The following is a 24427-nucleotide window of genomic DNA, read 5'->3' as shown; positions in this document are numbered from 1 at the left end:
CGTGGAACGCATCGGCCTGCGCGGTACGCCGGAAACTTTGCTGATCACCCTCTACGCCAAGGCGAAGGAGAGCGAGCTGCCCGACAGCCTGCTGCGCGACCACTTCTCGCGCCGCGCCGTGGAGCAGATCGACTATGACTTCGCCCGCCTGCGCATCGGCCGCGCGGAGCAGGTGGGGATTGCCCTGCGGGCCAAGCTGTTCGACGACTGGGTACGCGACTTCCTGGCGCGGCATCCGGCCTGCGTGGTGCTGCAGCTGGGGTGCGGGCTGGACAGTCGGATCTTCCGCATCGACCCGCCGTCCACCGTGCAATGGTTCGAGGTGGACTTCCCGGAAGTGATCGAGCTGCGCGAGCGCCTGTACCCCGCGCGGGGGAACTGCCACCTGCTGGCCAGCGCGCTGACCACACCGGACTGGTGGCGCGTGATTCCGACAGGGCGGCCGGTGCTGATGCTTTCCGAAGGCGCGCTGCCCTACGTGGAGGCGGACAAGGTTCCCTGGCTGCTGCGCGCCCTGGTAGCGCACTTCCATCAGGGCGAACTGGTACTCGATGGCTACAGCCGCCTGGGCATTCGCCTGCTGCAGTGGAACCCGATGATCCGCCGTACCGGCGCCGTGCTGCACTGGGGGATCGACGAGCCCCGGGAGCTGGAGCAGCAGGTCCCGGCCCTGCAGTTCGTCGATGCCATCGCCGCCTACGACCGCGAGCAGATCGCCCGGCTGCCCCTGGGCATGCGCCTGCTCTACGAGATCACCCTGGCCATTCCGGCGATGCGCCGCATGGGGCGCCTGCTGCGCTATCGCTTCGCCACGCCGTCTTAGGCGGATGGCCGCGCGGGCTTGCGGCTGCTTTACTGATGCGTCTACGACGACCTTGCGCAGGAGCGCTGCGATGAAGCTCGAGCCGTTGATGGAGATGAACGTGAAGGCCAGCGTGCCGCTGGAAATCGGCCGCGTGCCCCAGGGCCAGCGGCTGATCTCTGCGGCCGGCGGCGGCACTTTCAAGGGCCAGCGCCTGAGCGGCGAAGTGCTGCCCGGTGGCGGCGACTGGATCCTGGTGGATGGCGACGGCGGCTGGCACCTGGAAGTGCGCCTGGTGCTGCGCACCGACGACGGCGCGCGTATCCTGATGCAGCACAACGGACTGCTGGTGGCCAACCCGAAGATCATCCACGCAGTCTCGCGGGGCGACAGTACCGAGTTCGGCGACACCTATTTCATGATCCAGCCGCGTTTCGAGGTCGGCGACGACCGCTACCGCTGGCTCAACCACCAGTTGGCGGTGGGTGAGGGCCGGCTGGGGCCGGGCTGGGTCGAATACCGTTTGTACTCCCTCGCCAATGGATGAGCGATGAAGAGCAGGACTTGTCACACGCGGAGGGCACAGTTGAGGCATCAGGGATCTGGAGACGACCCCATGGCTCTGCCTCCCAACATGCAGCCCGACGATAAAGTGGTGCTGTTCGACGGTACCTGCCGCCTGTGCAACGGCTGGAGCCGCTTCCTCCTCCAGCACGACCGCGAGCGCCGGGTAAAGCTGTGCAGCGTGCAGTCCGCGGAGGGGCAGGCGATCCTCGACTGGTTCGGCCTGCCCACCGAGTACTTCGACACCATGCTCTACGTCGAGGGACGCGAAGGCTTCGAGCGCAGCGACGCCTTCCTGCGGGTGATCGGCCAACTGCCGGCGCCGTGGAACTGGTTGCGGGTGCTCTGGCTGATTCCACGGCCACTGCGCGACTGGTGCTACGACCGTATCGCCCTCAACCGCTATCGCCTGTTTGGCCGCGAAGAGCAGTGCCTGGTGCCCTCGCCGCAGTACCGCGGGCGATTCCTCGGCAATGACTAGCGCGGCCATCGCGCGCCTGGCGCTGGGCCTGGTGTTCCTCTACCACGGCCTGGTGCCCAAGCTGCTGTTCCTCAGCCCGGACGAAGTGCGGATGATCGAGGCCCACGGCTGGCTGCTCTCCACCCAGCGTATTGCCGAGGTCGCGGGCGCCGCCGAGATCGTCCTGGCCCTGGCCATCCTGCTGCTGCGCCGCAGCCGCTGGCCGCTATGGCTGGCGGCGGCTGCGCTGCTGGGCCTGCTGGTGGATGTGGCGCTGTTCGCCCCGGAACTGCTGCTGGGCGCCTTCAATCCGGTCTCTACCAACGTCGCCGCGCTGGCCTTGTGCGCCATCGCCCTGCTGGGCGAACGGGACGCCACGCCGCCCCGTCCGCCACCGCTGCGTTAGAAGCTTCGGGAAACGCTGGCCACTACCGTTGCGGTGCAGGCGTCGCCGAAGCCGAACTGGGTCCGGCATTCGTTCTGCGACAGGTCGGTGTCGATGTAGCTCACCGCCCAGTCGAAGCCCACCCATTCATGGCTCAACTTGGCTTCCCACTCGTGGTAGGTGTCGCGGGTACTGCCGTCGCCGGAAAGATAGAGCGGGTCCTTGGCGTCGTTGCGGCCGTAGCGCACGCGCAGCTTGAACTCCTCCGGCAGCTCGGCGTTGTAGGCCAGGTAGGTGTAGAGGTTGGCCTGGTCCTCGCCGAAGTAGGTCGGGTAATCGTTGCCGTAGTAGGCGCCGACCTCGATGCCGTAGGCGTGGAGGATGGCGTAGGTATCGCTCTGGTTGAACTGGCTTTCCTTGGGGTAGGCGTATTTGATATAGCCCAGGTCCAGGGCGATGTCTTCGTCGGCCTGCCAGTACCAGCCGCCGTAGTAGTCGATTTCCTGACGGGTCTTCAGGCCACCGCCGAAATCGACGTTGGAGCTCCATACGCCCAGGTAGGCGCCGGAGGCATGCTGCAGGGTGGCGCCGACCTGCAGGGCCGGGTCGCCCTGGGTCTGCGAGATGCCACGGGTGCGGTAGTCGCTGACCAGCGCGGTGTCGATCTGCAGGTTGAAGTCGTGGCCCAGCTCGACGGCCAGGGCGGAGGTGAGCGGCGCGCAGGCGAGCAGCGCGCCGGCCAGCCAATGGGGGCGATTCATGCGGGAAGTCCCTTTGTTGTGATTGTCTGTGGGCAGATGAAAAATCCCGCGCAGCACCCGCCTTCCCGGCTATGCCGGGTAGCGTGAAGGGAGGGCAGGGCTGGCGGGCAAGGCGCCGGGGCTGTTCAGACCCCGGCGCAGGAGCCCGGCTCAGAGAGCCGGTTGATCGTCGGCGCGGTAGACTTCGCGGCCTTCGAACAGGGTGTGCAGCACGCGGGCTTCGTCCAGTTGCTGGTCCGGAACGGTGAACACGTCACGGTCGAGCACCACCATGTCGGCCTGCTTGCCGGCCGCCAGGGTGCCGATCTTGTCGCTCAGGCCGATCGTCTGCGCGGCATTGCGGGTGTAGGCGTAGAACATGGTCTGGCGGTCCACGCGCTCGGCGGCGTTGAGTACGCCTTCCTCGCCCTTGCGGGTCACGGCCTGGTAGATGGCTTTCAGCGGGTCCGGCGTGGAGACCGGCCAGTCGCTGGCGCCGGCGATGGTGGCGCCATTGTCCAGAAGGGACTTGGCCGGATACATGTAGCGGTAGGTCTCATCGGCGATGTAGGGCTTCACCAGCTCCACGGTGTAGGGCTCGGCGGCGGCCCAGTCGAGCTGCATCGAGGCAATGACGCCGAGCTCCTTGAAGCGCGGGAAGTCCTTGGGGTTGACCAGTTGCAGGTGGGTGATCGAGTGGGTCACGCCGCTCTGCCGGTCCTTGCGCGCCTGGGCGAATCCGTTCAGCGATTCGCGCACCGCGCGGTCGCCGATGGCGTGGATGTGCACCAGCCAGCCGCGTGCGTCGGCAGCGCTGACCAGTTCGCCGAAGTGCTTCGGATCGATCAGCAGTTCGCCCGGCTTGTGGCTGTTCTTGTAGTCCTCCAGCAGCGCGGCGGACTGCGCCGGGAACTCGATCACGCCATCGGCGAAGACCTTGATGCCCGGCAGCGTCAGGTTGGGGATGCCCTGGAACTGCTGGCGGACCTTCTCGATCACGTCCAGATCGGCCGGCGTACTTCTCGGGTTCACCACCTGCAGTGCGGCAACGTGGGCGGTGAGCTGGCCGTCGCGGGCCAGGTCGCGATAGACCGGCAGCACGCCGACGGTCTTCTCGGTGGGCTTGATGGCGAACAGCGCCTCGCCGGGCGTGCCGTTGGCGGCCGGGTCCATCCAGGCCGTGATGCCCAGGCTGTTGTTGTACTTCACCGCGGCCATGCCGGCGCGGTCCATGGTGGCGGCGTCGGGCACCGGCATGGCGGCGGCCACCAGGTCGAAACCGGAGTCGACCAGGAAGCCGCTGGGGTTGAAGTCCTTGTCGTGGGCGACGTTCTGCTGCTCCAGCGGGCTCAGGCCGCGCACGCGCTTGGCATCCAGCCCGGCGCGCTTGAGCATGGCGGCGTTGGCCCAGGCGGTGTGGTGGTCGCTGCCGATCAGCACCACCGGGGTGTCCTTCCACTCGCCCTGGTTGAAGCGCTTGGCCAGGCCGTCGGCCTGGGACCAGTAGGTGGAGTTCATGCCGTTCATCACCACGGTGTCGTGCACCTTGGCCTTGCCGCTGTCGCGGTCCTGCTTGAGGCGTTTCTCGAAGGCATCGAGGTCCATCTGCTCATCCTGCAGGCTGGCGGAGATCAGCTCCAGGCCGCCGAAGATGGAGTGCGAGTGGCTGTCGATGAATCCGGGCATCAACACTTTGCCGCCCAGGTCGACCTGCTTGCTGCCACTGCCGGCGAGCTTGCGGATGTCCTCGTTGGAGCCCACCTGCAGTACCTTGCCGCCGGCGACTGCGATGGCTTGCTGCAGCGGCTGGCCAGGTTCGGCGGTGAAGACCTTGGCGTTGTACAGGATCAGGTCCGCGTTCTGTGCCTGTGCTTCAAAAGTACCGAGTGCGATGGCGAGCGCCAGCGCTCCCTTGAGCATGCCGTGCATGACTTTCCTCTGCTTTTCGATGGATTATTGTTGGTTTGCAGCGCAGGCTAATGGCGTGGCGTGTGCCGCGGAAGTCGCTAACGGGCATAACACTTGTGAAGGATTGGCACGAATGACGATGGACAGATTCAGCAGCTTGGCAATGTTCGTCGCCAGTGCCGAGACCGGCAGTTTCAGCCGTGCCGCCGAGCAACTGGGTAAGACCCCATCGGCGGTGACCAAGGCGGTCGGCCAGCTGGAAATCGATGTCGGCGCGCGGCTGTTCGAGCGCACCACGCGCAGCATGTCACTCACCGAGGCTGGCCAGCTCTACCTGGATGGTGCTCGCGAGGTGCTGGCGCGGATGCGCGAAACCACCGAGGAGATCGCCCAGTTGCAGCACAGCCTGCGGGGCGTGCTGCGCATCACAGGGCCGCTGATCGTCGGCCCGGTGTTCCTCGACCGGGCCTGTGCCGAATTCCTCGACCTGCACCCGGACGTGCGCTTGCAGGTGGACCTCTGCGATAGTTATGTCGATCTGCTCGACGGCCGCTACGACCTCGCCCTGCGCATGGGCAACAGCGACCTGCCAGGGCTGATAGCCCAGCCGCTGGCCGAAAGCCGCCTGGCGATGTGCGCCAGCCCCGCTTACCTTGAGCGGCGCGGTGCACCCAGCCATCCGAGCGAAATCATTGACCACGATTGCCTGGTCTACCGCCACCCGGCGCTGGACGACCGCTGGTGGTTCGACGTGGACGGCATGCGCTTTTCCACGCCGCGCAATGGCCGGTTGAGCAGCGACAACCAGGCCACCTTGCTGACCGCTTGCCTTGCCGGACACGGCCTGTTGCCGTGCCCGCGCTGGAGCGTGCTGGAATATCTGCGCAGCGGGCGGCTGGTGACGGTGCTGGATGACTACTTCTTCGAACCCGACACCTTCGGCGCGCAGATTCTCGCGGTCTACCCGAGCAACCGCCGGGCGACGCGCAAGATCCACGCATTCATCGAGCACCTGCGCGAGTACCTGCGGCGCGACGGCATTCTCTAGGTTGTTACAGCAATACCCCGGCCCAGGCCGAGACCAGCAGCAGGATCGCCATCAACTGGTTGAGCCGCTGCATCTGCCGGGGCGAGAGCAGGCGCTGGCTGCCGATACCCAGGCCGGCCCAGACCGCCATGCAGGGAATCGACACGAGGAAGAACAGCAGCGACAGCAGTTGCACGCGGTCCAATCGATCGGCGCCGTAGCCGGCGTATACGCTGATCACCGCCAGCGCCATCATCCAGGTCTTGGGGTTGACCAGCTGCAGCGCGGCAGCGCCTACCGCTCCCAGGCGCGCGGCGTCGGTATCGCGCTTCAGGTCTGCCGGCGGGCTGCGGAAGATCTGCCAGGCCAGCCAGCTCAGCCAGAGCACGCCGACTTCGCTCATCGCCTGTTGCACCCGTGGCAGGCTGGCCAGTACTTCGCCCAGCCCGCTGCCCACCGCCAGCACCAGCGCCGCTGCGGCGCCGCAGCCGCCAAGCATGATCGGTAACGCCGCACTCCAGCCGAAGCGCGCGCTGTTGCTGAACACCAGTAGGTTGGTGGGACCGGGCGTGATGGAGGCGACGAAAGCGAAGAGCAGGAAGGGCAACCACTGGCTGAACTGGGCGAGGTGCATGGCGGGAACTCCAGTGAATCGGTGGGAGTTCATCATCGCCAGCGGGGCGGGCTCAGTCTGGAAGCTTTGAGCAGCGCTTGCGGTAGTACGCGGGCGTCACACCATAGGCGCGGCGGAACCAGCGGCCGAGGTGGCTCTGGTCGGCGAAGCCGAGGTCGGCGGCGATGTCCGCCGGGGCCAGGCCGCGGCCGAGCAACTGTCGGGCTCGTGCCAGACGCAGTTGTATCAGGTAGGCATGGGGCGGCAGGCCGAAGGCCTGCTTGAACGCGCGGGTCAGGCGGAAGCGGTCGCAGCCGCTGGCCTGGGCCAGGTCGTCGAGGCCGATGTCGGTGGTCAGGTTGGCGTGCAGGAAGTCCCGCGCGCGCTGTGCCACCAGCGGCAGATGCGCCTGCCTGGTGCCGCGCTGGCGCCAGTGCAGGTGACGGGTCATGCCATCGAGCAGATCGTCGATGGCGCTCTGGCGGACGATCTTCAGGTCATGGCCATGCACGGCCTGGAAGGCGTTGTCGATGTGCCGGGCAAGCTGCGGGTCGTCGATCAGCAACTCGGGCACGGCCAATTGGCAATTGCCCGGTGCCTCCTCGAACAGCGTGGCGATCTCGCGCTCAAGCCAGGGGGCGTCGAGGTACAGGGTGCGATAGGTAAAGCCGCCCTCGGTGGGCGCGTCGCCGTCATGGATATCGCCGGGCTCGAGGAAGAACACCTTGCCGGTAGTGCTGACGTAGCGCTGGTTGCGGCTGCGGAACTGCTGCACGCCCGATTCGGTGAAGCCGATCAGGTAACTGTCGTGCCAGTGCGGGTCGTAGGCGTGGCCCTTGAAGTGCGCGCGCAGGCTCTGGATGCCGGTGTCGGCATCCTGCAGCAGGTCGATCCAGTTGTCTTTGTGCATGGGCCGCCTCCGTACCGCTTGCCCGGTCGGCCAGCATAGCGCGCGATGAGGCAATGTCTGGAAGATTCGTGCAGCCGTCGATCCGCCGGCTGCACGACTATCCGCCAGGATCAGCCAGGCATGGCGTCGAAACTGTCGCTACGCGCCATGCGCCAGATGCGCTCGTAGAACTCGCCCTCGATGTTGCCGGAGAGCAGTTCACCCGGCTTCAGGAAGTAATGCAGGTGCGAGAACAGGCGGATTTCGGTGGCCGAGACGCGGCGTACCAGATGCCGCGCTTCCAGCTCCGAGGGGTGGCGGATGCCGGCGGCGGCGATCATCTCGGCCAGGCCCTTGAGCGTGTTGCGGTGGAAGCTGTAGACGCGCTCGGCCTTGTCCGGCACCACCAGGGCGCGCTGGCGCAACGGGTCCTGGGTGGCGACGCCGGTGGGGCACTTGTTGGTGTGGCAGCTCTGGCTCTGGATGCAGCCAATGGCGAACATGAAGCCGCGCGCCGAGTTGGCCCAGTCGGCGCCCATGGCCAGCACGCTGGCGATGTCGAAGGCGCTGACGATCTTGCCGCTGGCGCCGATGCGGATCTTGTCGCGCAGGTCCAGGCCGACCAGCGTGTTGTGTACGAACAGCAGGCCCTCGCGCATCGGCAGGCCCATGTGGTCGGTGAACTCCAGGGGCGCAGCGCCGGTGCCGCCTTCCTTGCCGTCGACGACGATGAAGTCGGGGAGGATGCCGGTCTCATGCATGGCCTTGGCGATGCCCATGAATTCCCACGGGTGGCCGATGCACAGCTTGAAGCCTACCGGCTTGCCGCCGGAGAGTTCGCGCAGCTGGACGATGAAATCGAGCAGCCCCTTGGGCGTGCTGAAGGCGCTGTGCGAGGACGGCGAGATGCAATCCTTGCCCATGGGCACGCCGCGGGTGGCGGCGATTTCCTCGGTGACCTTGTGCTTGGGCAGGATGCCGCCGTGGCCAGGCTTGGCGCCCTGGCTGAGCTTGATCTCGATCATCTTCACCTGCGGGTCGACCGCCTGCTTGGCGAAGCGCTCGGGGCTGAAGGTGCCGTCGTCGTTGCGGCAGCCGAAGTAGCCGCTGCCCAGTTCCCAGGTCAGGTCACCGCCGTATTCGCGGTGGTAGGGGCTGATGCTGCCCTCGCCGGTGTCATGGATGAAGCCGCCGAGCTTGGCGCCCTTGTTCAGCGCGCGGATGGCGTTGGCGCTGAGCGAACCGAAGCTCATCGCCGAGATGTTGAATACCGAGATGGAGTAGGGCTGCTTGCACGCCGGGCCACCGACGGTGACGCGGAAGGTGCAGGGGTCGGCCACCGGCGCCGGGCGGATGGAATGGGCGATGAACTCGAAGCCGGATTGGTAGACGTCGATCAGGGTGCCGAAGGGTTTGTCGGCGGTCTCGTTCTTCGCCCGCGAGTACACCAGGGCGCGTTGGGCGCGGGAGAAAGGCAGGGCCTCCTGGTCGCCTTCGAGCAGGTACTGGCGGATTTCCGGGCGGATGGCTTCCACCAGGTAGCGGATGTTGCCCAGGATCGGGTAGTTGCGGCGCACCGCGTGGCGTTCCTGCAGCAGGTCGAAGACTCCGAGCACGCTCAGGGCGAGGGTGGTCAGGGTGAAGGGCCAGACCCAGTCATGCCCGAGGAAGGGCAGGCTGAGCACGGTGAACAGGACGCAGGCGGCAAAAAAGGCATAGCGGCTTAGGAGCGACAGGTTCATGGAATCTCCAGTCGTCAGGCTTTGATCACGGTCAGGTTGGCCGAAAGGGCCGCCACAGAGCATGGCAGGCATCGCGCGAACGTGCCTGGGCAAAGGTCAATGACACGGGCTTTCGGAGGTCTTTCTAGTTCTGGCGGGCACCGACGGTAGCCCGAAGCGGGGAAAAAAGAAAGCTAGCTAACGATTTTCTCCGGCGCTGAGAAAGCTTGTTTCGGGCGGTGCAAGAACGATGGCGTTTGCCCCTGGGCTGTTCGCGAGCAAGCTCGCTCTTGCGCGCGCCGGCGTCAGGCCGGCAGGAGCGAGCCCGCTCGTGAGGCGCATCCGCCGAACTAACAGGCGATCACATTCACCGCCAGCCCGCCCTTCGAGGTTTCCTTGTACTTGTCCATCATGTCGCGCCCGGTATCGCGCAAGGTGTCGATGGCCTTGTCGAGGCTGACCAGGTGCTGGCCGTCGCCTCGCAGGGCGAGTTGGGCGGCGTTGATGGCTTTGAGCGAGGCCATGGCATTGCGCTCGATGCAGGGCACCTGGACCAGCCCGGCGACCGGATCGCAGGTCAGCCCGAGGTTGTGCTCCAGGCCGATCTCGGCGGCGTTTTCCACCTGCTCCAGGCTGCCGCCGAGGACTTCCGCGAGACCGCCAGCGGCCATGGCGCAGGCCGAACCCACTTCACCCTGGCAACCGACTTCAGCGCCGGAAATCGAAGCGTTGAGTTTGCACAGGATGCCGATGGCGGCGGCGGTGAGCAGGTAGCGCTCGATGCCTTCGGCGTTGGCGTCGGGGTCGTAGCGCGCGTAGTAGTGCAGCACCGCCGGGACTATGCCGGCCGCGCCATTGGTGGGGGCGGTCACGACGCGACCGCCGGCGGCATTCTCCTCGTTCACCGCCAGCGCCCAAAGGTCCACCCAGTCCAGGGCACCCAGGGTGGTGGCGATCAGATTGCCGCTGTCCGCTTCGTTCAGCCGGCGATAGAGCATGGGCGCGCGGCGGCGCACCTTGAGGCCGCCGGGCAGTGTGCCTTCGGTTTCCAGACCACGGTTCACACAGCTCTGCATTTCCTCCCAGATATGCGCAAGGCCGGCGCGGATTTCCTCGTCGCTGCGTAGCGCGCGTTCATTGGCCCACATCAGGTCGCTGATGCGTCGGAAACCGTGCTCATGGCACAGGCGCAGCAGTTCCTCGGCGCTGTGGAAGGGGTAGGGCATCGGGTTGTCCGGCAGTGCGCGGTCGGTATTGAAGTCCGCCGCATCCACCACGAAGCCGCCGCCGACCGAGTAGCAGATGCGTTCGGCCAGCAGTTCGCCGTTTTCGTCCAGGGCGCGCAGGTGCAGACCATTGGGATGGGCGGGCAGGCTGTCGTCGTGGAAGACCAGTTGCCGCGCTGGATCGAAGTCGATTTCGTGCAGGCCGCCAAGACGCAAGCGATGACGCAGCAGGATGTCGTCCACCTGAGGGGCGAGGGCAGCGGGGTCGGCTTCCGCCGGGTCGATGCCGAGCAGGCCGATCAGGCAGGCGCGGTCGGTGGCGTGGCCCTTGCCGGTGGCGCTGAGGGAGCCGTAGAGGTGCACCTCGATGGCCTTGGTTGGGGCCAGCAGGCCTTCGGCGCGCAGGCGATCGACGAACTCGCGGGTGGCGCGCATCGGTCCCACGGTGTGCGAGCTGGACGGCCCGACTCCGGGCTTGAACATGTCGAAGACGCTGAGGGTCATGGGGGTTCCTCCTGTCTTCCAGCATGGACCCGTGTGGCCTTGAATGCTCACCGACCGCTCGACGGCTGCAGACTCCTGCAGAGGCGGTTGCTACTTCGGGGCTCTAGCCCTGCGCCTGCAGGAACAGCGAGAACAGCTCGGACTGCGACTTGATCCCCAGCTTGGCGTACATGTGCTTGCGGTGGACCTTCACCGTCTCGGCGGAGATCGCCAGCTTGCGGGCGATCTCCTTGCTGGAGCAGCCGCTGAGCATCAACCGGCCCACTTCCAGCTCGCGCGCGGTGAGCGGTGTTTCCATCTGTTGGGCGGTGGATTCCAGGCGGTTCTGCCAGCGTGGCGGCGGGGGTGCTTCCTGGACTTCGCGTTCGAAGGCCATGCGTTGGCGCATCAGGCCGGCGACCCAGGGGTGTACCAGGGCTAGCAGGGCGATCTGTTCCGGAGTGAAGCGGCCCTTGCTGCCCACCGAACAGCAGAGGGTGCGCTCGCCGTCGAGTTGCACGTTGATCTGCACTTCATCGGCCACCACGTTGAGGCTGAAGTAGCGCTGGTAGTAATCGGTCTGCTCGAACATCTCCGGCGCCACGTCGTCCAGGCGCAGCAGCGCGCTTCCGGGCGCCTCGCGGCTGGCGATGTAGAAGGGGTCGAGCAGGTAGAGGCCCTTGAGGTAGTCCTGGAACAGCGGATCGGGGCCGCCGTCCTCGCCTGGGCATTCGGCGAACACCTGGGGCCTGCCATTGCTGAAAAGCAGCACGACCCAGCTGTCGAAGGGCACATACTGGCCCAGCAGGCGCACCAGCGAGGTCCAGAAGTTCGGCTTGTCCAGCGCTTCGATCAGCTGCCCGACCGAGCGGTGCCAGGCGATATCCTGAAGGGAAAGGCTCATGACTCTACCCCCGATGGGTTACCACGCGGGCGTAATTACCCGGTGATGGCACGCCCGGCATACTCGGTGGATGCCTTGAACCGGCGCGGTGCGCATTTTGACCGACAGCGTCCGGTCACCGCAAAGACAAGAATCTGAGGAAGCCCCATGAAAGTAGAACTCGTCCAACTCGCCGGTCGTGATGGCGATGTGGCCTGGAACCTGGCCCGCACCCTGGAGGCCATCCACGCCTGCGCCGACGACACCCGACTGGTGGTGTTCCCCGAGACCCAGCTGACCGGCTTCCCCACCGCGCAGAACATCGCCGCCATCGCCGAACCGGTGGACGGCCCCAGCGTGCAGGCCGTGCAACGCGCCGCGCAGGAGAAGAACATCTCCATCGCCGTGGGCTTCGCCGAAGCCGCTGACGATGGCCGCTTCTACAACACCACGTTGCTGATCACCCCCGAAGGCATCGCCATGAAGTACCGCAAGACGCACCTGTGGGCGTCGGATCGCGGCATCTTCACCCCCGGCGACCGCTACGCCACCTGCCTGTGGAACGGCATCCGCGTCGGCATCGTGATCTGCTTCGACATCGAATTCCCCGAATCCGCCCGCGCGCTGGGCCAACTGGGCGCTGAGCTGATCATCGTGACCAACGGCAACATGGACCCGTACGGCCCGACCCACCGCACCGCGATCATGGGCCGCGCCATGGAAAACCAGGCCTACGCCGTGATGGTCAACCGCGTCGGCGAAGGTGATGACGGCCTGGTTTTCGCCGGCGGCAGCGCCGTGGTCGACCCGTACGGCCAGCTGATAGTCGAGGCCGGCCGCGAAGAGTGCCGGCAGATCGTCGAGCTGGACTTCGAACGCCTGGCGCAGTCGCGCCGCGACTACAGCTACCTGGCCGAGCGGCGCTTCGTGCTGCCCGGCGAGCTGCGCGAGCACGACGGCGGTCTGCGCGAGCTGATCATTCCCGCCTGAGTTTTTCTTCCGGCACCGCTGTCGGGGTACCGGGGCGCAGGGCTGCGCCGATCAAGCGAATCATCAAGAACGACGGGCGCCGCGAGCACCCGCGAGGCCTGCGGGTGAGTGCAGGTCGGCAACTTAAGTACTGCCATAACAAACACAACGCGGAGTAAGCAGTAATGGCTCGACTCAAACGAACCCTGTCGCTGGGTTCGGTGGTGCTGTTCGGCATCGCCTACATGACCCCGATCATCGTCCTTGGCACCTTCGGCATCCTTGCCGACGTCACCCGCGGCGTAGTGCCTTCGGCCTACCTCGTCGCTTCTGTCGCCATGCTCTTTACCGCGCTCAGCTACGGGCGCATGGCCGCCGCCTTCCCGGTTGCCGGCTCGGCATACACCTACGTGCGCAAGTCGATCAGCCCGAAACTGGGCTTCCTGGCCGGCTGGGCGGTGCTGCTGGACTACCTGTTCCTGCCCATGGCCATCTGGCTGATCGGCGCGGCCTATCTGCATTCCGCCTTCCCGGCCGTGCCGCAAGCCTTGTGGGTACTGGCCTTCATCGGCGTAACCACCGCGATCAACGTGGTCGGCCTGCGCCTGGCGAAGAACATCAACGGCGTGTTGATGCTGGTGCAGTTCCTCGTGCTGATCGCTTTCGTTGGCCTGGCCATCCACTACGTGATGGGCGACGTCAGCCGTCCGCTGTGGACCCTGGAACCCTTCCTCAAGGAAGGCACCCAGCTGCCGCTGATCATGGGTGGCGCTGCCATCGCCTGTTATTCGTTCCTGGGCTTTGACGCGGTCAGTACCCTGACCGAAGAAACCCACGAACCGCGCAAGACCATTCCACGCGCCATCCTGCTGATCACCCTGATCGGCGGCGGCATCTTCATCGCCGCCAGCTATTTCGTACAGCTGGCGCACCCGTCGGTGGAGTTCCAGAACGCCGATTCCGCCGCCTATGAAATTGCCCGCAACATCGGTGGCGACCTGTTCGTCAGCTTCTTCCTGATCGGCCTGATCGTCGGCCAGTTCACCTCCGGCCTGTCGGCCCAGGCCAGCGCCTCGCGCCTGCTGTTCGCCATGGGCCGCGACGGCGTGCTGCCGCGGCCGTTCTTCGGGCGCATCAGCAAGCGCTTCGAAACCCCGGTGAACAGCATCGTGCTGTGCGGCGTGGTGGCCCTGCTGGCGCTGCACATGGACGTCACCACGTCCACCTCGTTCATCAACTTCGGCGCCTTCCTGGCCTTCAGCCTGGTGAACCTCTCGGTGATCTTCCATTACTACCTGAATGCCGAACGCCGCGGCCTGCGCGAGCTGGTGCTGTTCCTGCTGTTCCCGCTGATCGGCCTGCTCGCCGACCTGTGGCTGATGGTCAGCCTCGATCACCTGGCGATCTGGCTCGGCGCCACCTGGCTGGTGCTCGGCGTGATCTACCTCGCGGTGATCACCGGCGGCTTCCGCCAGCAACCGCCGGAGATGCATTTCGAGGAGGCGTGAGGCCCGCGCGGGGCTATGCTGGGGACTCCGAGCCGTGATGACCGAGGAGATCCCGCCATGCCCCGCCTCACTCTCTACCATTCGCCCCAGACACGCTCCAGCGGCACCCTGGTGCTGCTGGAGGAGCTGGGCGCCGAGTACGACCTCGAACTGATCAACATGAAGGCCGGCGAGCAGCGCAAACCGGCGTACCTGGCGATCAATCCGCTGGGCAAGGTGCCGGCGATCCGCATCGGCGAGTCGCTGGTCACCGAGCAGGGTGCCATCTTCATCTACCTCGCCGACCTATTCCCCCGCGCGAACCTCGCTCCTGCCCTCGACGATCCGCTGCGCGGCCCCTACCTGCGCTGGCTGGTGTTCTATGGCTCCAGCTTCGAGCCGGCCATCGTCGACCGTGCCCTCAAGCGCGATGCCGCACCACAGGCCATGAGCCCTTACGGCGACTACGACAGCGTGATGCGCGCCCTCGCCGAACAGCTGGAAACCGGCCCTTACCTGCTGGGCAACCGCATGACCGCTGCCGATGTGCTGTGGGGCGCGGCCCTGCGCTGGACCATTGGCTTCGGCGTCGTGCCCAAGCTGCCGGTGTTCGAGCGTTACGTGGAACTGGTGACCTCGCGCCCGGCCTTCAAGCGGGTTTGGGAGCGGGATGTACAGTGGGCGGAGGAGCATGCCAGGGCGGCGGAAGCGAAGCCGTCGTGAGCGCTGGATGGAAATCGCGCGCGCTGGAAAGGTGATGCGCGATTTGAGGAGTTGGTCTCAAGTGAGGTGGGAGTATTCCTTTTCTCGTGTCGGAATATTTTCTCGCCTCCTCGATTGATCAATGATCACCCCAACGCCGCGCACCCCATCGCGTGGCGTCGGCAACTAAAGCTATTACAAGCCGCTCCTTGATTCATGTCCCCAAGGCCCTCCGCAAGGAGGGCCTTTTTTATGCGCGCGTTTCGGCCGTGCTCAGCCCTTGGCGGCGCTGACGCCTTCGAGGGTAGCGAAGGAAGTGTCCTTCGCGGTCAGCAGGAAATCGCGCATGAAGGGTGCGTCCAGCATGTCGGCGCGGATGGCGGCGAACAGGGTGCAATACAGGCCTTTTTCCCCCAGGCGCTTGGCGGTCACGTAGCCCCGCGAGCTGTACTCGTGCAGCGCCCAGTTGGGCAGGCTGCAGACGCCACGGCCGGAGGCCACCAGTTGCATCATCATCACCGTCAGCTCGGAGGTGCGGACCTGCGCTGGCTCGACGTCGGCCGGTTCGAGGAAGCGGGTGAAGATGTCCAGGCGATCGCGCTCGATGGGGTAGGTGATCAGCGTCAGGTTGGCCAGGTCTTCCGGAACGATGAAGGACTTGCCGGCCAGCGCGTGGTGGTTGTCCACCGCCAGCAGCGCTTCGTAGGTGAACAGCGGCACGTAGGTGATGCCGGCGATGTCCACCGGGTCGGAGGTCACCACCAGGTCCAGGTCGCCACGGGCCAATGCCGGCAGCGGGGCGAAGGAGAAGCCGGAGGCGAGGTCCAGCTCCACTTCCGGCCAGGCGTCGCGGAACTGGTCGATGGTCGGCATCAGCCACTGGAAGCAGCTGTGGCACTCGATGGCCATGTGCAGGCGGCCGGCGGTTCCGCCCGCCAGGCGCGCCAGGTCGCGTTCGGCGCCGCGCAGCTGCGGCAGCACGGCGTCGGCCAGTTGCAGCAGGCGCAGGCCGGCACTGGTGAAGCGCACTGGTTTGGTCTTGCGGATGAACAGCGACAGGCCCAGGCGTTCCTCCAGTTCCTTGAACTGGTGGGACAGGGCGGATTGCGTGAGGTGCAGGCGCTCGGCGGCCTCCACCAGGCTGTCGGCTTCGCGCAGGGCATGCAGGGTTTTCAGGTGACGGAGTTCAAGCATGGCGCGGCCTCGCCTCAGTATGAGGAAATCTTGATGAAAAGGCGGATCAATTGAGCTGCCCTCATGATAAGCCGGCTGCTGGCGCTTCACCAGCAGGGTTCGCCGGCCTGCCCCTTCAGGCCGAATTCACCAGCTCAGATAGAACATGCCCTTGGCCAGCAGGACGATCAGCACCACGAGGGCGAACACGCTGTAGTGGATGAGCCGGGAACGCTGGCCGGTCATGCGCCCGACACGGAATGAATACATGGCGAAGATGAAGTGGCCCAGGACACTGAGGGCCAGCAGTAGCTTAAGGCTGAGCAGGGTGGCGAAGGGCGATGCCAGCGGCTCGGCCAGCAGCGGCGCGTAACGCAGGTGCAGCATGCCCAGGCCGCTGCCGAACAGGGTCAGGATGACCCAGGGCATCACCCGGCGCAGGCGGGGGCCGAGCGCGCCCTCGACCATTTTCATCGCCCGCGCCGGCACATGGGCGTGGATGCTCTCCAGGATCAGCACTTCGAAGAACACCGTGCCGACGAACAGGATCGCGGCGAACAGGTGCAGCACCAGCAGGATGGGGTAGGCCATGGCAGAGCTTCCGAGCGGGGGCTTCTATCTTCGCGACTGTTGGGGGCGGCCTCCCTTGATCCGCATCATGGGAAGCGCCGTCGGCGACCGCTCAGCGCCTTTCATCAAACTGTCACGGACCTGTGGCAGAGCGAGCGACGGAAATTCATCAGAATCGCTATCAACTGGGGTTTTGCGTTCCGGATTTTCATTCATGCGTGCTTTTCTACTGGCAGTCGCACTTTTCTGCGGCTTGCCCTCCCTTTCTATTGCCGCCGATCGTTGCGATGCGCGGGTGCCGACCGAACTGGTCGACCTGGGTGACGTGCGCCTGGCCTACCAGAGCATCGGGCGTCCGCAGGATCCGACGCTGCTGCTGGTCATGGGCCTGGGTGGGCAGCTGATCCATTGGCCGGATGAAGTGGTCGAGGCGCTCTGCCAGCAGGGCTTCCGGGTTATCCGCTACGACAACCGCGATGTCGGCCTGTCTTCCTGGCGTGTTCCCACGCCCAGCGGCAACCTGACCTACGAAGTGATTCGCTATCGCCTCGGCTTGCCCGTGAGTGCGCCCTACAGCCTGACCGACATGGCCGGCGATGCACTGCACCTGCTGGACGCCCTGCACGTCGAACGCGCCCATGTGCTGGGCGCGAGCATGGGCGGGATGATCGCGCAGCATGTCGCCGACCTCGCGCCGGATCGCGTGATCAGCCTCACCCTGGTGATGACCAGCTCCGGCGCCGAAGGCCTGCCGGCGCCCAGCGAGTCGCTGGTGCGCCTGCTCGCCCGGCGCGAGGCCGCCAGCCGCGAACAGGCCATCGAACAGCAGGCCGACCTGCTGGCCGCCCTCGGCAGTCCGCAGGTTCACGACGACCGCCAGCAATTGCTGCAGCAGGCGACGCGCTCCTACGATCGCGCCTTCAACCCCGAAGGTGTGCAACGGCAGATGCTGGCGATCCTCGCCGAACCCAGCCGTGTGGAACTGCTCAACCGGCTGAACGTGCCGACCCTGGTGGTCCACGGTACGGCCGATCCGCTGCTGCCGGTGATGCACGGCGTGCATGTGGCCGCGCACATTCGCGGCTCGGTGCTGAAGCTGATTCCGGGGATGGCGCACCGTTTCCAGGAAGACTTCAAGGAACCCTTGCTCGGCGCAGTGCTGCCTTACCTGCGCGAGCACCAGGGTGGCGGGCACGTCGCCCAGCTCTGAGGCTTTCGTGGGAGCGGACTTTGTCCGCGATCGATTTCCGACCACGCTGAGCCGGCCGTTTGCACATCGCGGCCGGAAACCGCTCCCACGCTCGCTGTGAGTTTCAGGGGGCGGGCAAGCTGTAGCGCTCGGCGAAATACTGCCGCAGGAACTCCACCGCCACCCGCACCTTGGCCGAACTGGCCAGTGGGGCGGCATAAACGGCCCAGATGTCCGCCGGCTGCTGGTATTCAGGCAGCACCTGCACCAGTCGGCCATCCTCCAGGCTGTCGTGCACGTCCCACCAGGAGCGCAGCAGGATGCCGCGCCCGTCGATGCACCACTGGTGCACCACCTCGCCGTGGTTGGACGACAGCGGCCCGGTGACCTTCACGCTTTCCTCGCCTTCCGGCCCCTGCAGGTGCCAGACGCCGAAGGGATGGTCGCGCTCCTTGATCACCAGGCAATCGTGCCCGGCCAGTTCGGCAAGGGTGCGCGGGGTGCCGCGGCGCTCCAGATAATCCGGTGCCGCACAGAGTACCCTGCGGTTGCGCGCCAGCGGGCGGCCGATGAGGTTCGGATCGATCTCGTTGCCGACCCGCACGTCCAGGTCGAAACCTTCGTCGATCAGGTCCACCAGGCGATCCTGCACATCCAGGCGGATATCCAGTTGCGGGTGGCGCGCGGCGAGTTCCGAAAGCGCGGGAGCGACGAAGCGCCGGCCCAGCCCCAGGCTGCTGGCGATGCGCAGCTGGCCGCTGGGCTCGCGGTGCAGGGCGCTGACGTCATCGCCCATGCGCTGCACGGCATCGAGGATGCGCAGCGCCCATTGATAGATGCGCTCACCATCTTCGCTCACCGAGACCCGCCGCGTGGTGCGGTGCAGCAGGCGCACGCCGAGGCCCTCCTCCAGCAGGCGGATACGCTTGCTGACGAAGGCGGCGGACATGCCCAGCTCGCTGGCGGCGCCGGCAAAGCTGGAGCGGCGTGCCACGTGGACGAAGACACGGAGATCTTCCAGGTTCGGCAGATTGTTCACAGTTCGTGTTTCAAGAATCTACGGTGGCAAGGATTATGTTTGTTTTTGCCACTTATAGCATGGCTGGCACTGCTTCCAACTTCACACCAGCGAGGGTGCCCCATGAGCAAGACATACAGAATCGCCGCCATTCCCGGAGACGGCATCGGCCAGGAAGTCCTTCCCGAAGGTCTGCGCGTAGTCCAGGCCGCTGCGCGCAAGCACGGACTGATGCTGGAGTTCGAGCACTTCGACTGGGCCAGCTGCGACTACTACCTGGAGCACGGCAAGATGATGCCGGACGACTGGTTCGAACAGCTGAAGGATTTCGACGCGCTGTTCTTCGGCGCCGTCGGCTGGCCGGACAAGGTACCGGACCATATCTCCCTGTGGGGCTCGCTGCTGAAGTTCCGCCGCGACTTCGACCAGTACGTGAACATCCGTCCGGTGCGCCTGTTCCCCGGCGTGCCTTGCCCGCTGGCCGGGAAGAAGCCCGGCGACATCGACTTCGTGGTGATCCGCGAGAACACCGAGGGTGAGTATTCGTCCCTGGGCGGGCGCATGTTCGAAGGCACCGAGAACGAGTTCGTGCTGCAGGAATCGGTGTTCACCCGTCGCGGCGTCGACCGCATCCTGAAATACGCCTTCGACCTGGCGCAGACCCGCGAACGCAAGCGCCTGACCTCGGCCACCAAGTCCAACGGCATGGCGGTGAGCATGCCCTATTGGGACGAGCGCACCGCGGCGATGGCCGCCGGCTATCCGGAGATCGCCTGGGACAAGCAGCACATCGATATCCTCTGCGCCCGTTTTGTCCTGCAGCCCGAGCGCTTCGACGTGGTAGTGGCCTCCAACCTGTTCGGCGACATCCTCTCCGACCTCGGCCCGGCCTGTGCCGGCACCATCGGCATCGCACCCTCGGCCAACCTCAACCCCGAGCGCAGATTCCCCTCGCTGTTCGAGCCCGTGCACGGTTCGGCGCCGGACATCTTCGGCCAGAACATCGCCAACCCCATCGCCATGATCTGGTCCGGGGCGCTGATGCTGGACTTCGTGGGCCAGGGCGATGCGCGCTACCGCGCGGCCCACGACGATATTCTCGCGGCCATCGAACAGGTCATCGCCCATGGATCGGTGACACGAGACATGGGCGGGCAGTTGTCGACCCAGACGGTGGGTGCGGCAATTGCTGAGATCGTTAGCAGATAAATCCTACATCTGCGGGGATTGCCCATGAAAAGCCCGTAGCTGAGCGGTTACGGGCGTCGTGGCAGGGCAGCATGAGTCGATGGGTAGCTCTTGCACCCTGCGGCGATTCATCGCAGACTGTTAACCATTAGATCGTTGTTAACCAGTGGTTTATTCGCGTTTGAGTCAACTGGTCCGACGATGCTTCATCCGCAGCCTGCGGCGGATGCGCAACAACAACAAAAAACGTCCCAGGAGACGCCTGATGTCCCCCTTGATGCCCCGCAAGACCCAGAAGGTCGATGTATTCCTGATATCCATGAGCCTGGTCGCGGTGCTCCTGACCGTGATCGGGCTCGCTGCGTTTCCGGCCCAGGCCGAGCAAGCCGCGAATCAGCTGTTCGAGGTTGCTACCCGCACCTTCGGCACCGCCGTGCAGCTGCTGATCTTCGGCAGCTCCCTGGCCGTGCTCTACATCGCCTGCAGCAAGTACGGCCACATCCGCTTCGGTAGCGGCAAACCGGAATATTCCACGGCCACCTGGGTATTCATGTTCATCTGCGCTGGCATGGGTTCCTCCACGCTCTACTGGGGCGTGATGGAGTGGGCCTACTACTACCAGACCCCCGGCCTGAACATCGTTCCGCAATCCCGTGAGGCGCTGGAGTACAGCGTCGGCTACTCCTTCTTCCACTGGGGCATCAGCGCCTGGTCGATCTACGCCCTGGCATCCCTGGCTATGGCCTACCACTTCCACGTGCGCAAGAAGAGCGGCCTGAACCTGGCTTCCATCGTCGAGGCCGTCACCGGCTTCAAGGCCACCGGTCCGGTGGGGCGCCTGGTGGACCTGATCTTCCTGCTGACCATGATGGGCGCACTCACCGTGTCCCTGGCGCTGACCGCCTCGACCCTGACCCGTGGCCTGTCCGGGCTGGTGGGCACGCCGGATACCTTCACCGTACAGGTACTGGTGATCGGTGTGATCGCCGTGCTGTTCTCCCTGAGCTCCTACATCGGCATCGATGGCGGCCTGCAGAAACTGAGCAAGATCGTCTGCTACGGCGCGCTGGTGTTTGCCGCGGTGGTGCTGCTGGTCGGTCCGACCCAGTTCACCATCAATAACACCGCCAACGGCATCGGCCTGATGATCCAGAACTACGTGCACATGAGCCTGTTCACCGACCCGGCCGGCGATGGCGCCTTCACTCGCAACTGGACGGTGTTCTACTGGCTCTGGTGGGTGTCCTACGCCCCTGGCGTGGCCATGTTCGTGACCCGCGTATCGCGCGGCCGGCAGATGCGCGAAGTGGTATTCGCCCTGCTGCTGGGCGGCAGCTTCGGTTGCTGGTTCTTCTTCGGTGCGCTGGAAAGTTACAGCATGCACCAGTTCATCACCGGTGCCGTCGATGTGCCGAAGATCCTCACCGAGCAGGGGGGCGAAAGCGCCGTAGAGGCGCTGCTGCTGGCGCTGCCGTGGGGCAAGCTGTTCCTCGCCGTGTACCTGTTCATCATGGCCGTGTTCTGCGCCTCGCACATGGATGCCGCGGCTTACGCCGTGGCCGCCACAAGCACCCGCAACCTGCAGGAAGGCGATGATCCGACGCCGACCCACCGCCTGTTCTGGGCCGTCACCCTGACCCTGGTGCCGCTGGCCATGCTGTTCGCCAAGGCCTCGCTGTCGACGATGAAGACCGCCGTGGTGCTCACCGCGATTCCGTTCACCCTGATCCTGCTGGTCAAGGTCTATGGCTTCTTCAAGTGGATGCTGGCGGACTATGGCTCGATGCCGGCCTACCGCATCGAGGAGGAGGCCGCAGCGATGGCGCTGGCAGGCGAGGCCGTAGTCGAGCCCCCGATTATCGCCGAACCCGTACGGGAAGTGGCCCTGGCCCAGTGATTTCCTGCGTGGCGTCGCCAGCCCGGGCGACGCCACCCGCAGGCTTTTTTTTGCCTGCGCTGTTAACCAACGGGTTGCAGTAAACCAAAAACAAATGGACCGCGCCCTGCGCGAGTCGATGAAAGCCTGGAGATATCCGATGACCGACTTCGAACGCCTGCCCGCCGATTTTTGCAGCGACCACGAGCGCGCCTACACCATTCCGGCGAACTTCTACACCAGCGATGCCGTATTCGAGCATGAGAAGGAAAAGATCTTCGCCCACAGCTGGATCTGCCTGGGCCATCGCAGTGAAGTGGCCGAGAAGAATGCCTATATCGTCCGCGAGGTGATCGGCGAGAGCATCATCGTCGTGCGCGGCCGCGACGATGTGCTGCGCGCCTTCTACAACGTCTGCCCGCACCGTGGTCACCAATTGCTCGAAGGCACTGGCGGCATTGCCAAGAACGTCATCGCGTGCCCGTACCACGCCTGGACTTTCAAGCTCGACGGCGAGCTGACCCACGTTCGCAACTGCGACCAGGTCGAGGCCTTCGACAAGGGCGACTACAGCCTGGTGCAACTGCGCGTCGAGGAATACGCCGGCTTCATTTTCATCAATATGGACCCGAACGCCGGCAGCGTGGAAGACCAACTGCCCGGCCTGCAAGCCAAGATGCGCGCTGCCTGCGCCGTGATCGACGATCTGCACTTGGCCGCGCGCTTCGTCAGCCAGACCCCGGCGAACTGGAAATCCATCGTCGACAACTACATGGAGTGCTACCACTGCGGCCCGGCCCACCCGAGCTTTGCCGACTCGGTGGACGTCGGCCAGTACGTCCACACCCTGCACGGCAACTGGACCCTGCAGTACGGTGTCGCCAAGTCTTCGGAGCAGTCCTTCAAGGTCGACGAGTCGGTGAGCGATCCGTCCTTCTCCGGCTTCTGGGCCTGGCCGTGCACCATGTTCAACGTGCCGCCGGGCGCCAACTTCATGACCGTGATCTACGAGTTCCCGGTCGACGCCGAAACCACGCTGCAGCACTACGACATCTACTTCCTCAACAAGGACATCACCGAGGAGCAGCAGAAGCTCATCGACTGGTACCGCGAAGTGTTCCGGCCGGAAGACCTGCGTCTGGTGGAAAGCGTGCAGAAGGGCCTGAAGTCCCGCGGCTACCGCGGCCAGGGCCGGATCATGGTGGATAAGCAGCGCACGGGTATCAGCGAGCACGGCATCGCCCACTTCCACAACCTGATCGCCGTGTCGCACCTGGACTGATCCGGTGCGCCGCCTGTGGGCGGCACTTGCGTGAGGCCTTGCATCGACGAAGTTGGCGCAGGGCACCCGCCCCGCAGACAGCGGGGCGGCATTCCCAAGAAAACAGCTCTCTTCCTCCGCCGCTCGGGGAGCCGGAAGAGAGGCGGGTGGCGCGGCCACCCGGTCAGTTGAGGTGAACCATGGCCAATACCTACGAGATGTTCAGCGTGCGCGTGACTGCCGTGGAGCAGGCAACCCCGCAGATCAAGCGCTTCACCCTGGCGCGAGCCGACGGCCAGCCAATGCCGGCCTTCAGCGGCGGCAGCCACGTGATCGTGAAGATGGCCGACGGCCTGAGCAACGCCTATTCGCTGATGAGCGATCCGCGCGACCTCAGTCACTACCAGATCGGCGTTCGACGGGAAGAGCAATCCAAGGGTGGGTCGGCCTTCATGCACCAGCAGGTCGAAGTCGGCACCCAGTTGACGATCTCCACCCCGAACAACCTTTTCGCCCTCGATCCCAAGGCCGGGCGTCACGTATTGATCGCGGGTGGTATCGGCATCACGCCATTCCTTTCCCAGTTGCATGAACTGGAAGGCGGCGCTGTCCCGTACGAGTTGCATTACGCCTTCCGCAGCCAGGAGCATGGCGCCTTCCAGGGCGAACTGGCAGACGGTCCGCATGCCGGAAATGTGCGTTTCTATGTGGACAGCGAGGATCGCCGACTCGACCTGGCCGCTTTGTTCGCCTCCCTGGCGGCGAACGACCATGTCTATGTCTGCGGGCCCAAGCCACTGATCGATGCCGTCATCGATGGCGCGAGGAAGGCTGGAATCGCTGACGCGCGCGTGCACTTCGAACAGTTTGCGGCCGCTCCCGCCAGCGGTGGCGCCTTCACCCTGGTACTGGGCCGCTCCGGCCGTGAACTGCGGGTGGAGGAGGGCATGACCATCATCCAGGCCATCGAGAACGTCAAGGCCGCCCAGGTGGACTGCCTGTGCCGCGAGGGTGTCTGCGGAACCTGCGAGACGCGCATCCTCGAAGGCGAGGTGGAGCATTTCGACCAGTACCTGTCGGACGAGGAAAAGGCGTCGCAACAGACCCTGATGCTCTGCGTCTCCCGCGCTCGCGGGGAGCGGTTGGTGATCGACCTGTAGCTTCCTGGCCTTGATCCAGGAGCGAGCTTGCTCGCGAACCCACTGCGCGGCGGGGTGTGTTCGCGAGCAAGCTCGTTCCTGCACGTCCAGTGCTGTCATCCACCGGTTTACAGCTGTGTATACTGCGGTCCTC

At 65.3% G+C, this 24427-nt stretch carries 23 protein-coding genes; 13 read left to right on the top strand and 10 right to left on the bottom strand.

Features of this window, described 5'->3' with window-relative positions:
* Position 1: 1 nt before the first annotated feature.
* The 4 genes from PNI01S_RS25200 (at position 2) to PNI01S_RS25185 (ending at position 2232) form a co-directional block, all read left to right on the top strand.
* Complete coding sequence (locus tag PNI01S_RS25200) at positions 2-823, top strand: class I SAM-dependent methyltransferase (RefSeq protein ID WP_084359639.1); 822 nt, start codon at positions 2-4, stop codon at positions 821-823.
* Positions 824-893: 70 nt separating this feature from the next.
* Positions 894-1349 (top strand): DUF3237 domain-containing protein, encoded by a 456-nt coding sequence (locus PNI01S_RS25195; RefSeq protein ID WP_024765366.1) that lies wholly within the window; start codon positions 894-896, stop codon positions 1347-1349.
* Positions 1350-1418: 69 nt separating this feature from the next.
* Positions 1419-1847 carry a thiol-disulfide oxidoreductase DCC family protein gene (locus tag PNI01S_RS25190; RefSeq protein WP_024765367.1) on the top strand — a complete coding sequence of 143 codons (429 nt, stop codon included), beginning with the start codon at positions 1419-1421 and terminating at the stop codon, positions 1845-1847.
* Entirely contained in the window at positions 1840-2232 is a 393-nt protein-coding gene (locus PNI01S_RS25185) for a DoxX-like family protein (RefSeq protein WP_084359638.1), read from the top strand. The genes PNI01S_RS25190 and PNI01S_RS25185 overlap by 8 nt, the downstream gene beginning before the upstream one ends.
* Here the strand turns inward: PNI01S_RS25185 and PNI01S_RS25180 are convergent.
* Together PNI01S_RS25180 and PNI01S_RS25175 are read right to left on the bottom strand one after the other, a co-directional pair.
* Complete coding sequence (locus tag PNI01S_RS25180; RefSeq protein WP_084359637.1) at positions 2229-2972, bottom strand: TorF family putative porin; 744 nt, start codon at positions 2970-2972, stop codon at positions 2229-2231. The two genes, PNI01S_RS25185 and PNI01S_RS25180, sit on opposite strands and share 4 nt — an antisense overlap.
* 150 nt (positions 2973-3122) lie before the next feature.
* A complete protein-coding gene (locus tag PNI01S_RS25175; RefSeq protein WP_024765370.1) occupies positions 3123-4880 on the bottom strand; it encodes an amidohydrolase in 1758 nt (585 codons plus the stop codon).
* A 118-nt stretch (positions 4881-4998) separates the two neighbouring features.
* Here PNI01S_RS25175 and PNI01S_RS25170 point away from each other — a divergent pair, with 118 nt between their 5' ends.
* Positions 4999-5907 (top strand): LysR substrate-binding domain-containing protein, encoded by a 909-nt coding sequence (locus PNI01S_RS25170; protein WP_038803779.1) that lies wholly within the window; start codon positions 4999-5001, stop codon positions 5905-5907.
* Positions 5908-5911: 4 nt separating this feature from the next.
* Here the strand turns inward: PNI01S_RS25170 and PNI01S_RS25165 are convergent, their stop codons facing one another.
* The 5 genes from PNI01S_RS25165 to PNI01S_RS25145 form a co-directional block, all read right to left on the bottom strand.
* Positions 5912-6520, bottom strand: a complete 609-nt coding sequence (locus tag PNI01S_RS25165; protein ID WP_084359636.1) for a LysE family translocator — start codon at positions 6518-6520, stop codon at positions 5912-5914.
* A gap of 52 nt (positions 6521-6572) precedes the next feature.
* Positions 6573-7409 (bottom strand): AraC family transcriptional regulator, encoded by an 837-nt coding sequence (locus PNI01S_RS25160; RefSeq protein WP_024765372.1) that lies wholly within the window; start codon positions 7407-7409, stop codon positions 6573-6575.
* Positions 7410-7519: 110 nt separating this feature from the next.
* On the bottom strand, positions 7520-9130 hold the full coding sequence (locus PNI01S_RS25155; RefSeq protein ID WP_084359635.1) for an FMN-binding glutamate synthase family protein: 1611 nt from the start codon (positions 9128-9130) through the stop codon (positions 7520-7522).
* Between the two features lie 329 nt (positions 9131-9459).
* Positions 9460-10839 (bottom strand): L-serine ammonia-lyase, encoded by a 1380-nt coding sequence (locus PNI01S_RS25150; protein ID WP_084359634.1) that lies wholly within the window; start codon positions 10837-10839, stop codon positions 9460-9462.
* A 103-nt stretch (positions 10840-10942) separates the two neighbouring features.
* Positions 10943-11722, bottom strand: a complete 780-nt coding sequence (locus PNI01S_RS25145) for a helix-turn-helix transcriptional regulator (protein ID WP_084359633.1) — start codon at positions 11720-11722, stop codon at positions 10943-10945.
* A 147-nt stretch (positions 11723-11869) separates the two neighbouring features.
* Between PNI01S_RS25145 and PNI01S_RS25140 the strand changes: the two genes are divergently transcribed.
* From PNI01S_RS25140 to PNI01S_RS25130, 3 genes are all read left to right on the top strand, one after another.
* Positions 11870-12691, top strand: a complete 822-nt coding sequence (locus PNI01S_RS25140; RefSeq protein WP_084359632.1) for a carbon-nitrogen hydrolase family protein — start codon at positions 11870-11872, stop codon at positions 12689-12691.
* 164 nt (positions 12692-12855) lie between these two features.
* Positions 12856-14178 (top strand): APC family permease, encoded by a 1323-nt coding sequence (locus PNI01S_RS25135; protein WP_024765376.1) that lies wholly within the window; start codon positions 12856-12858, stop codon positions 14176-14178.
* Between the two features lie 57 nt (positions 14179-14235).
* On the top strand, positions 14236-14880 hold the full coding sequence (locus tag PNI01S_RS25130; RefSeq protein WP_024765377.1) for a glutathione S-transferase family protein: 645 nt from the start codon (positions 14236-14238) through the stop codon (positions 14878-14880).
* A gap of 252 nt (positions 14881-15132) precedes the next feature.
* Here the strand turns inward: PNI01S_RS25130 and metR are convergent, their stop codons facing one another.
* Together metR and PNI01S_RS25120 are read right to left on the bottom strand one after the other, a co-directional pair.
* Positions 15133-16053: a transcriptional regulator MetR gene (gene metR, locus PNI01S_RS25125; RefSeq protein WP_024765378.1), complete on the bottom strand. Its 921-nt coding sequence runs from the start codon at positions 16051-16053 to the stop codon at positions 15133-15135.
* Between the two features lie 126 nt (positions 16054-16179).
* Complete coding sequence (locus PNI01S_RS25120) at positions 16180-16623, bottom strand: CopD family copper resistance protein (protein ID WP_084359631.1); 444 nt, start codon at positions 16621-16623, stop codon at positions 16180-16182.
* Between the two features lie 193 nt (positions 16624-16816).
* On the opposite strand from PNI01S_RS25120, the gene PNI01S_RS25115 reads away from it, so the two are divergent.
* Positions 16817-17812, top strand: a complete 996-nt coding sequence (locus tag PNI01S_RS25115) for an alpha/beta fold hydrolase (RefSeq protein ID WP_084359630.1) — start codon at positions 16817-16819, stop codon at positions 17810-17812.
* A gap of 103 nt (positions 17813-17915) precedes the next feature.
* On the opposite strand, the gene PNI01S_RS25110 is transcribed toward PNI01S_RS25115, so the two are convergent.
* On the bottom strand, positions 17916-18830 hold the full coding sequence (locus PNI01S_RS25110) for a LysR substrate-binding domain-containing protein (RefSeq protein WP_084359629.1): 915 nt from the start codon (positions 18828-18830) through the stop codon (positions 17916-17918).
* Positions 18831-18932: 102 nt separating this feature from the next.
* Between PNI01S_RS25110 and PNI01S_RS25105 the strand changes: the two genes are divergently transcribed.
* From PNI01S_RS25105 to PNI01S_RS25090, 4 genes are all read left to right on the top strand, one after another.
* Positions 18933-20018, top strand: coding sequence for a tartrate dehydrogenase (locus PNI01S_RS25105; protein WP_065083697.1), 1086 nt, complete (start codon positions 18933-18935; stop codon positions 20016-20018).
* Between the two features lie 244 nt (positions 20019-20262).
* Entirely contained in the window at positions 20263-21894 is a 1632-nt protein-coding gene (locus PNI01S_RS25100) for a BCCT family transporter (protein WP_269215969.1), read from the top strand.
* 139 nt (positions 21895-22033) lie between these two features.
* Complete coding sequence (locus PNI01S_RS25095; RefSeq protein WP_024765384.1) at positions 22034-23155, top strand: aromatic ring-hydroxylating oxygenase subunit alpha; 1122 nt, start codon at positions 22034-22036, stop codon at positions 23153-23155.
* 179 nt (positions 23156-23334) lie between these two features.
* Positions 23335-24294, top strand: a complete 960-nt coding sequence (locus tag PNI01S_RS25090) for a PDR/VanB family oxidoreductase (RefSeq protein ID WP_065083698.1) — start codon at positions 23335-23337, stop codon at positions 24292-24294.
* Positions 24295-24427 lie beyond the last annotated feature (133 nt).

The sequence above is a fragment of the Pseudomonas nitroreducens NBRC 12694 genome (assembly GCF_002091755.1).
GTDB classification, from domain to species: domain Bacteria; phylum Pseudomonadota; class Gammaproteobacteria; order Pseudomonadales; family Pseudomonadaceae; genus Pseudomonas; species Pseudomonas nitroreducens.
Note: the sequence above shows the minus strand (reverse complement) of the source record. Positions and strands in the feature narration are given on the sequence as shown.

Excerpts from the sequence above, each read along its gene's own strand:
- PNI01S_RS25195 (WP_024765366.1), top strand. The coding sequence starts at position 894 with ATGAAGCTCGAGCCGTTGATGGAGATGAACGTGAAGGCCAGCGTGCCG.
- PNI01S_RS25190 (WP_024765367.1), top strand. The coding sequence starts at position 1,419 with ATGGCTCTGCCTCCCAACATGCAGCCCGACGATAAAGTGGTGCTGTTC.
- PNI01S_RS25185 (WP_084359638.1), top strand. The coding sequence starts at position 1,840 with ATGACTAGCGCGGCCATCGCGCGCCTGGCGCTGGGCCTGGTGTTCCTC.
- PNI01S_RS25180 (WP_084359637.1), bottom strand. The coding sequence starts at position 2,972 with ATGAATCGCCCCCATTGGCTGGCCGGCGCGCTGCTCGCCTGCGCGCCG.
- PNI01S_RS25175 (WP_024765370.1), bottom strand. The coding sequence starts at position 4,880 with ATGCACGGCATGCTCAAGGGAGCGCTGGCGCTCGCCATCGCACTCGGT.
- PNI01S_RS25170 (WP_038803779.1), top strand. The coding sequence starts at position 4,999 with ATGGACAGATTCAGCAGCTTGGCAATGTTCGTCGCCAGTGCCGAGACC.
- PNI01S_RS25165 (WP_084359636.1), bottom strand. The coding sequence starts at position 6,520 with ATGCACCTCGCCCAGTTCAGCCAGTGGTTGCCCTTCCTGCTCTTCGCT.
- PNI01S_RS25160 (WP_024765372.1), bottom strand. The coding sequence starts at position 7,409 with ATGCACAAAGACAACTGGATCGACCTGCTGCAGGATGCCGACACCGGC.
- PNI01S_RS25155 (WP_084359635.1), bottom strand. The coding sequence starts at position 9,130 with ATGAACCTGTCGCTCCTAAGCCGCTATGCCTTTTTTGCCGCCTGCGTC.
- PNI01S_RS25150 (WP_084359634.1), bottom strand. The coding sequence starts at position 10,839 with ATGACCCTCAGCGTCTTCGACATGTTCAAGCCCGGAGTCGGGCCGTCC.
- PNI01S_RS25145 (WP_084359633.1), bottom strand. The coding sequence starts at position 11,722 with ATGAGCCTTTCCCTTCAGGATATCGCCTGGCACCGCTCGGTCGGGCAG.
- PNI01S_RS25140 (WP_084359632.1), top strand. The coding sequence starts at position 11,870 with ATGAAAGTAGAACTCGTCCAACTCGCCGGTCGTGATGGCGATGTGGCC.
- PNI01S_RS25135 (WP_024765376.1), top strand. The coding sequence starts at position 12,856 with ATGGCTCGACTCAAACGAACCCTGTCGCTGGGTTCGGTGGTGCTGTTC.
- PNI01S_RS25130 (WP_024765377.1), top strand. The coding sequence starts at position 14,236 with ATGCCCCGCCTCACTCTCTACCATTCGCCCCAGACACGCTCCAGCGGC.
- metR (WP_024765378.1), bottom strand. The coding sequence starts at position 16,053 with ATGCTTGAACTCCGTCACCTGAAAACCCTGCATGCCCTGCGCGAAGCC.
- PNI01S_RS25120 (WP_084359631.1), bottom strand. The coding sequence starts at position 16,623 with ATGGCCTACCCCATCCTGCTGGTGCTGCACCTGTTCGCCGCGATCCTG.
- PNI01S_RS25115 (WP_084359630.1), top strand. The coding sequence starts at position 16,817 with ATGCGTGCTTTTCTACTGGCAGTCGCACTTTTCTGCGGCTTGCCCTCC.
- PNI01S_RS25105 (WP_065083697.1), top strand. The coding sequence starts at position 18,933 with ATGAGCAAGACATACAGAATCGCCGCCATTCCCGGAGACGGCATCGGC.
- PNI01S_RS25100 (WP_269215969.1), top strand. The coding sequence starts at position 20,263 with ATGTCCCCCTTGATGCCCCGCAAGACCCAGAAGGTCGATGTATTCCTG.
- PNI01S_RS25095 (WP_024765384.1), top strand. The coding sequence starts at position 22,034 with ATGACCGACTTCGAACGCCTGCCCGCCGATTTTTGCAGCGACCACGAG.
- PNI01S_RS25090 (WP_065083698.1), top strand. The coding sequence starts at position 23,335 with ATGGCCAATACCTACGAGATGTTCAGCGTGCGCGTGACTGCCGTGGAG.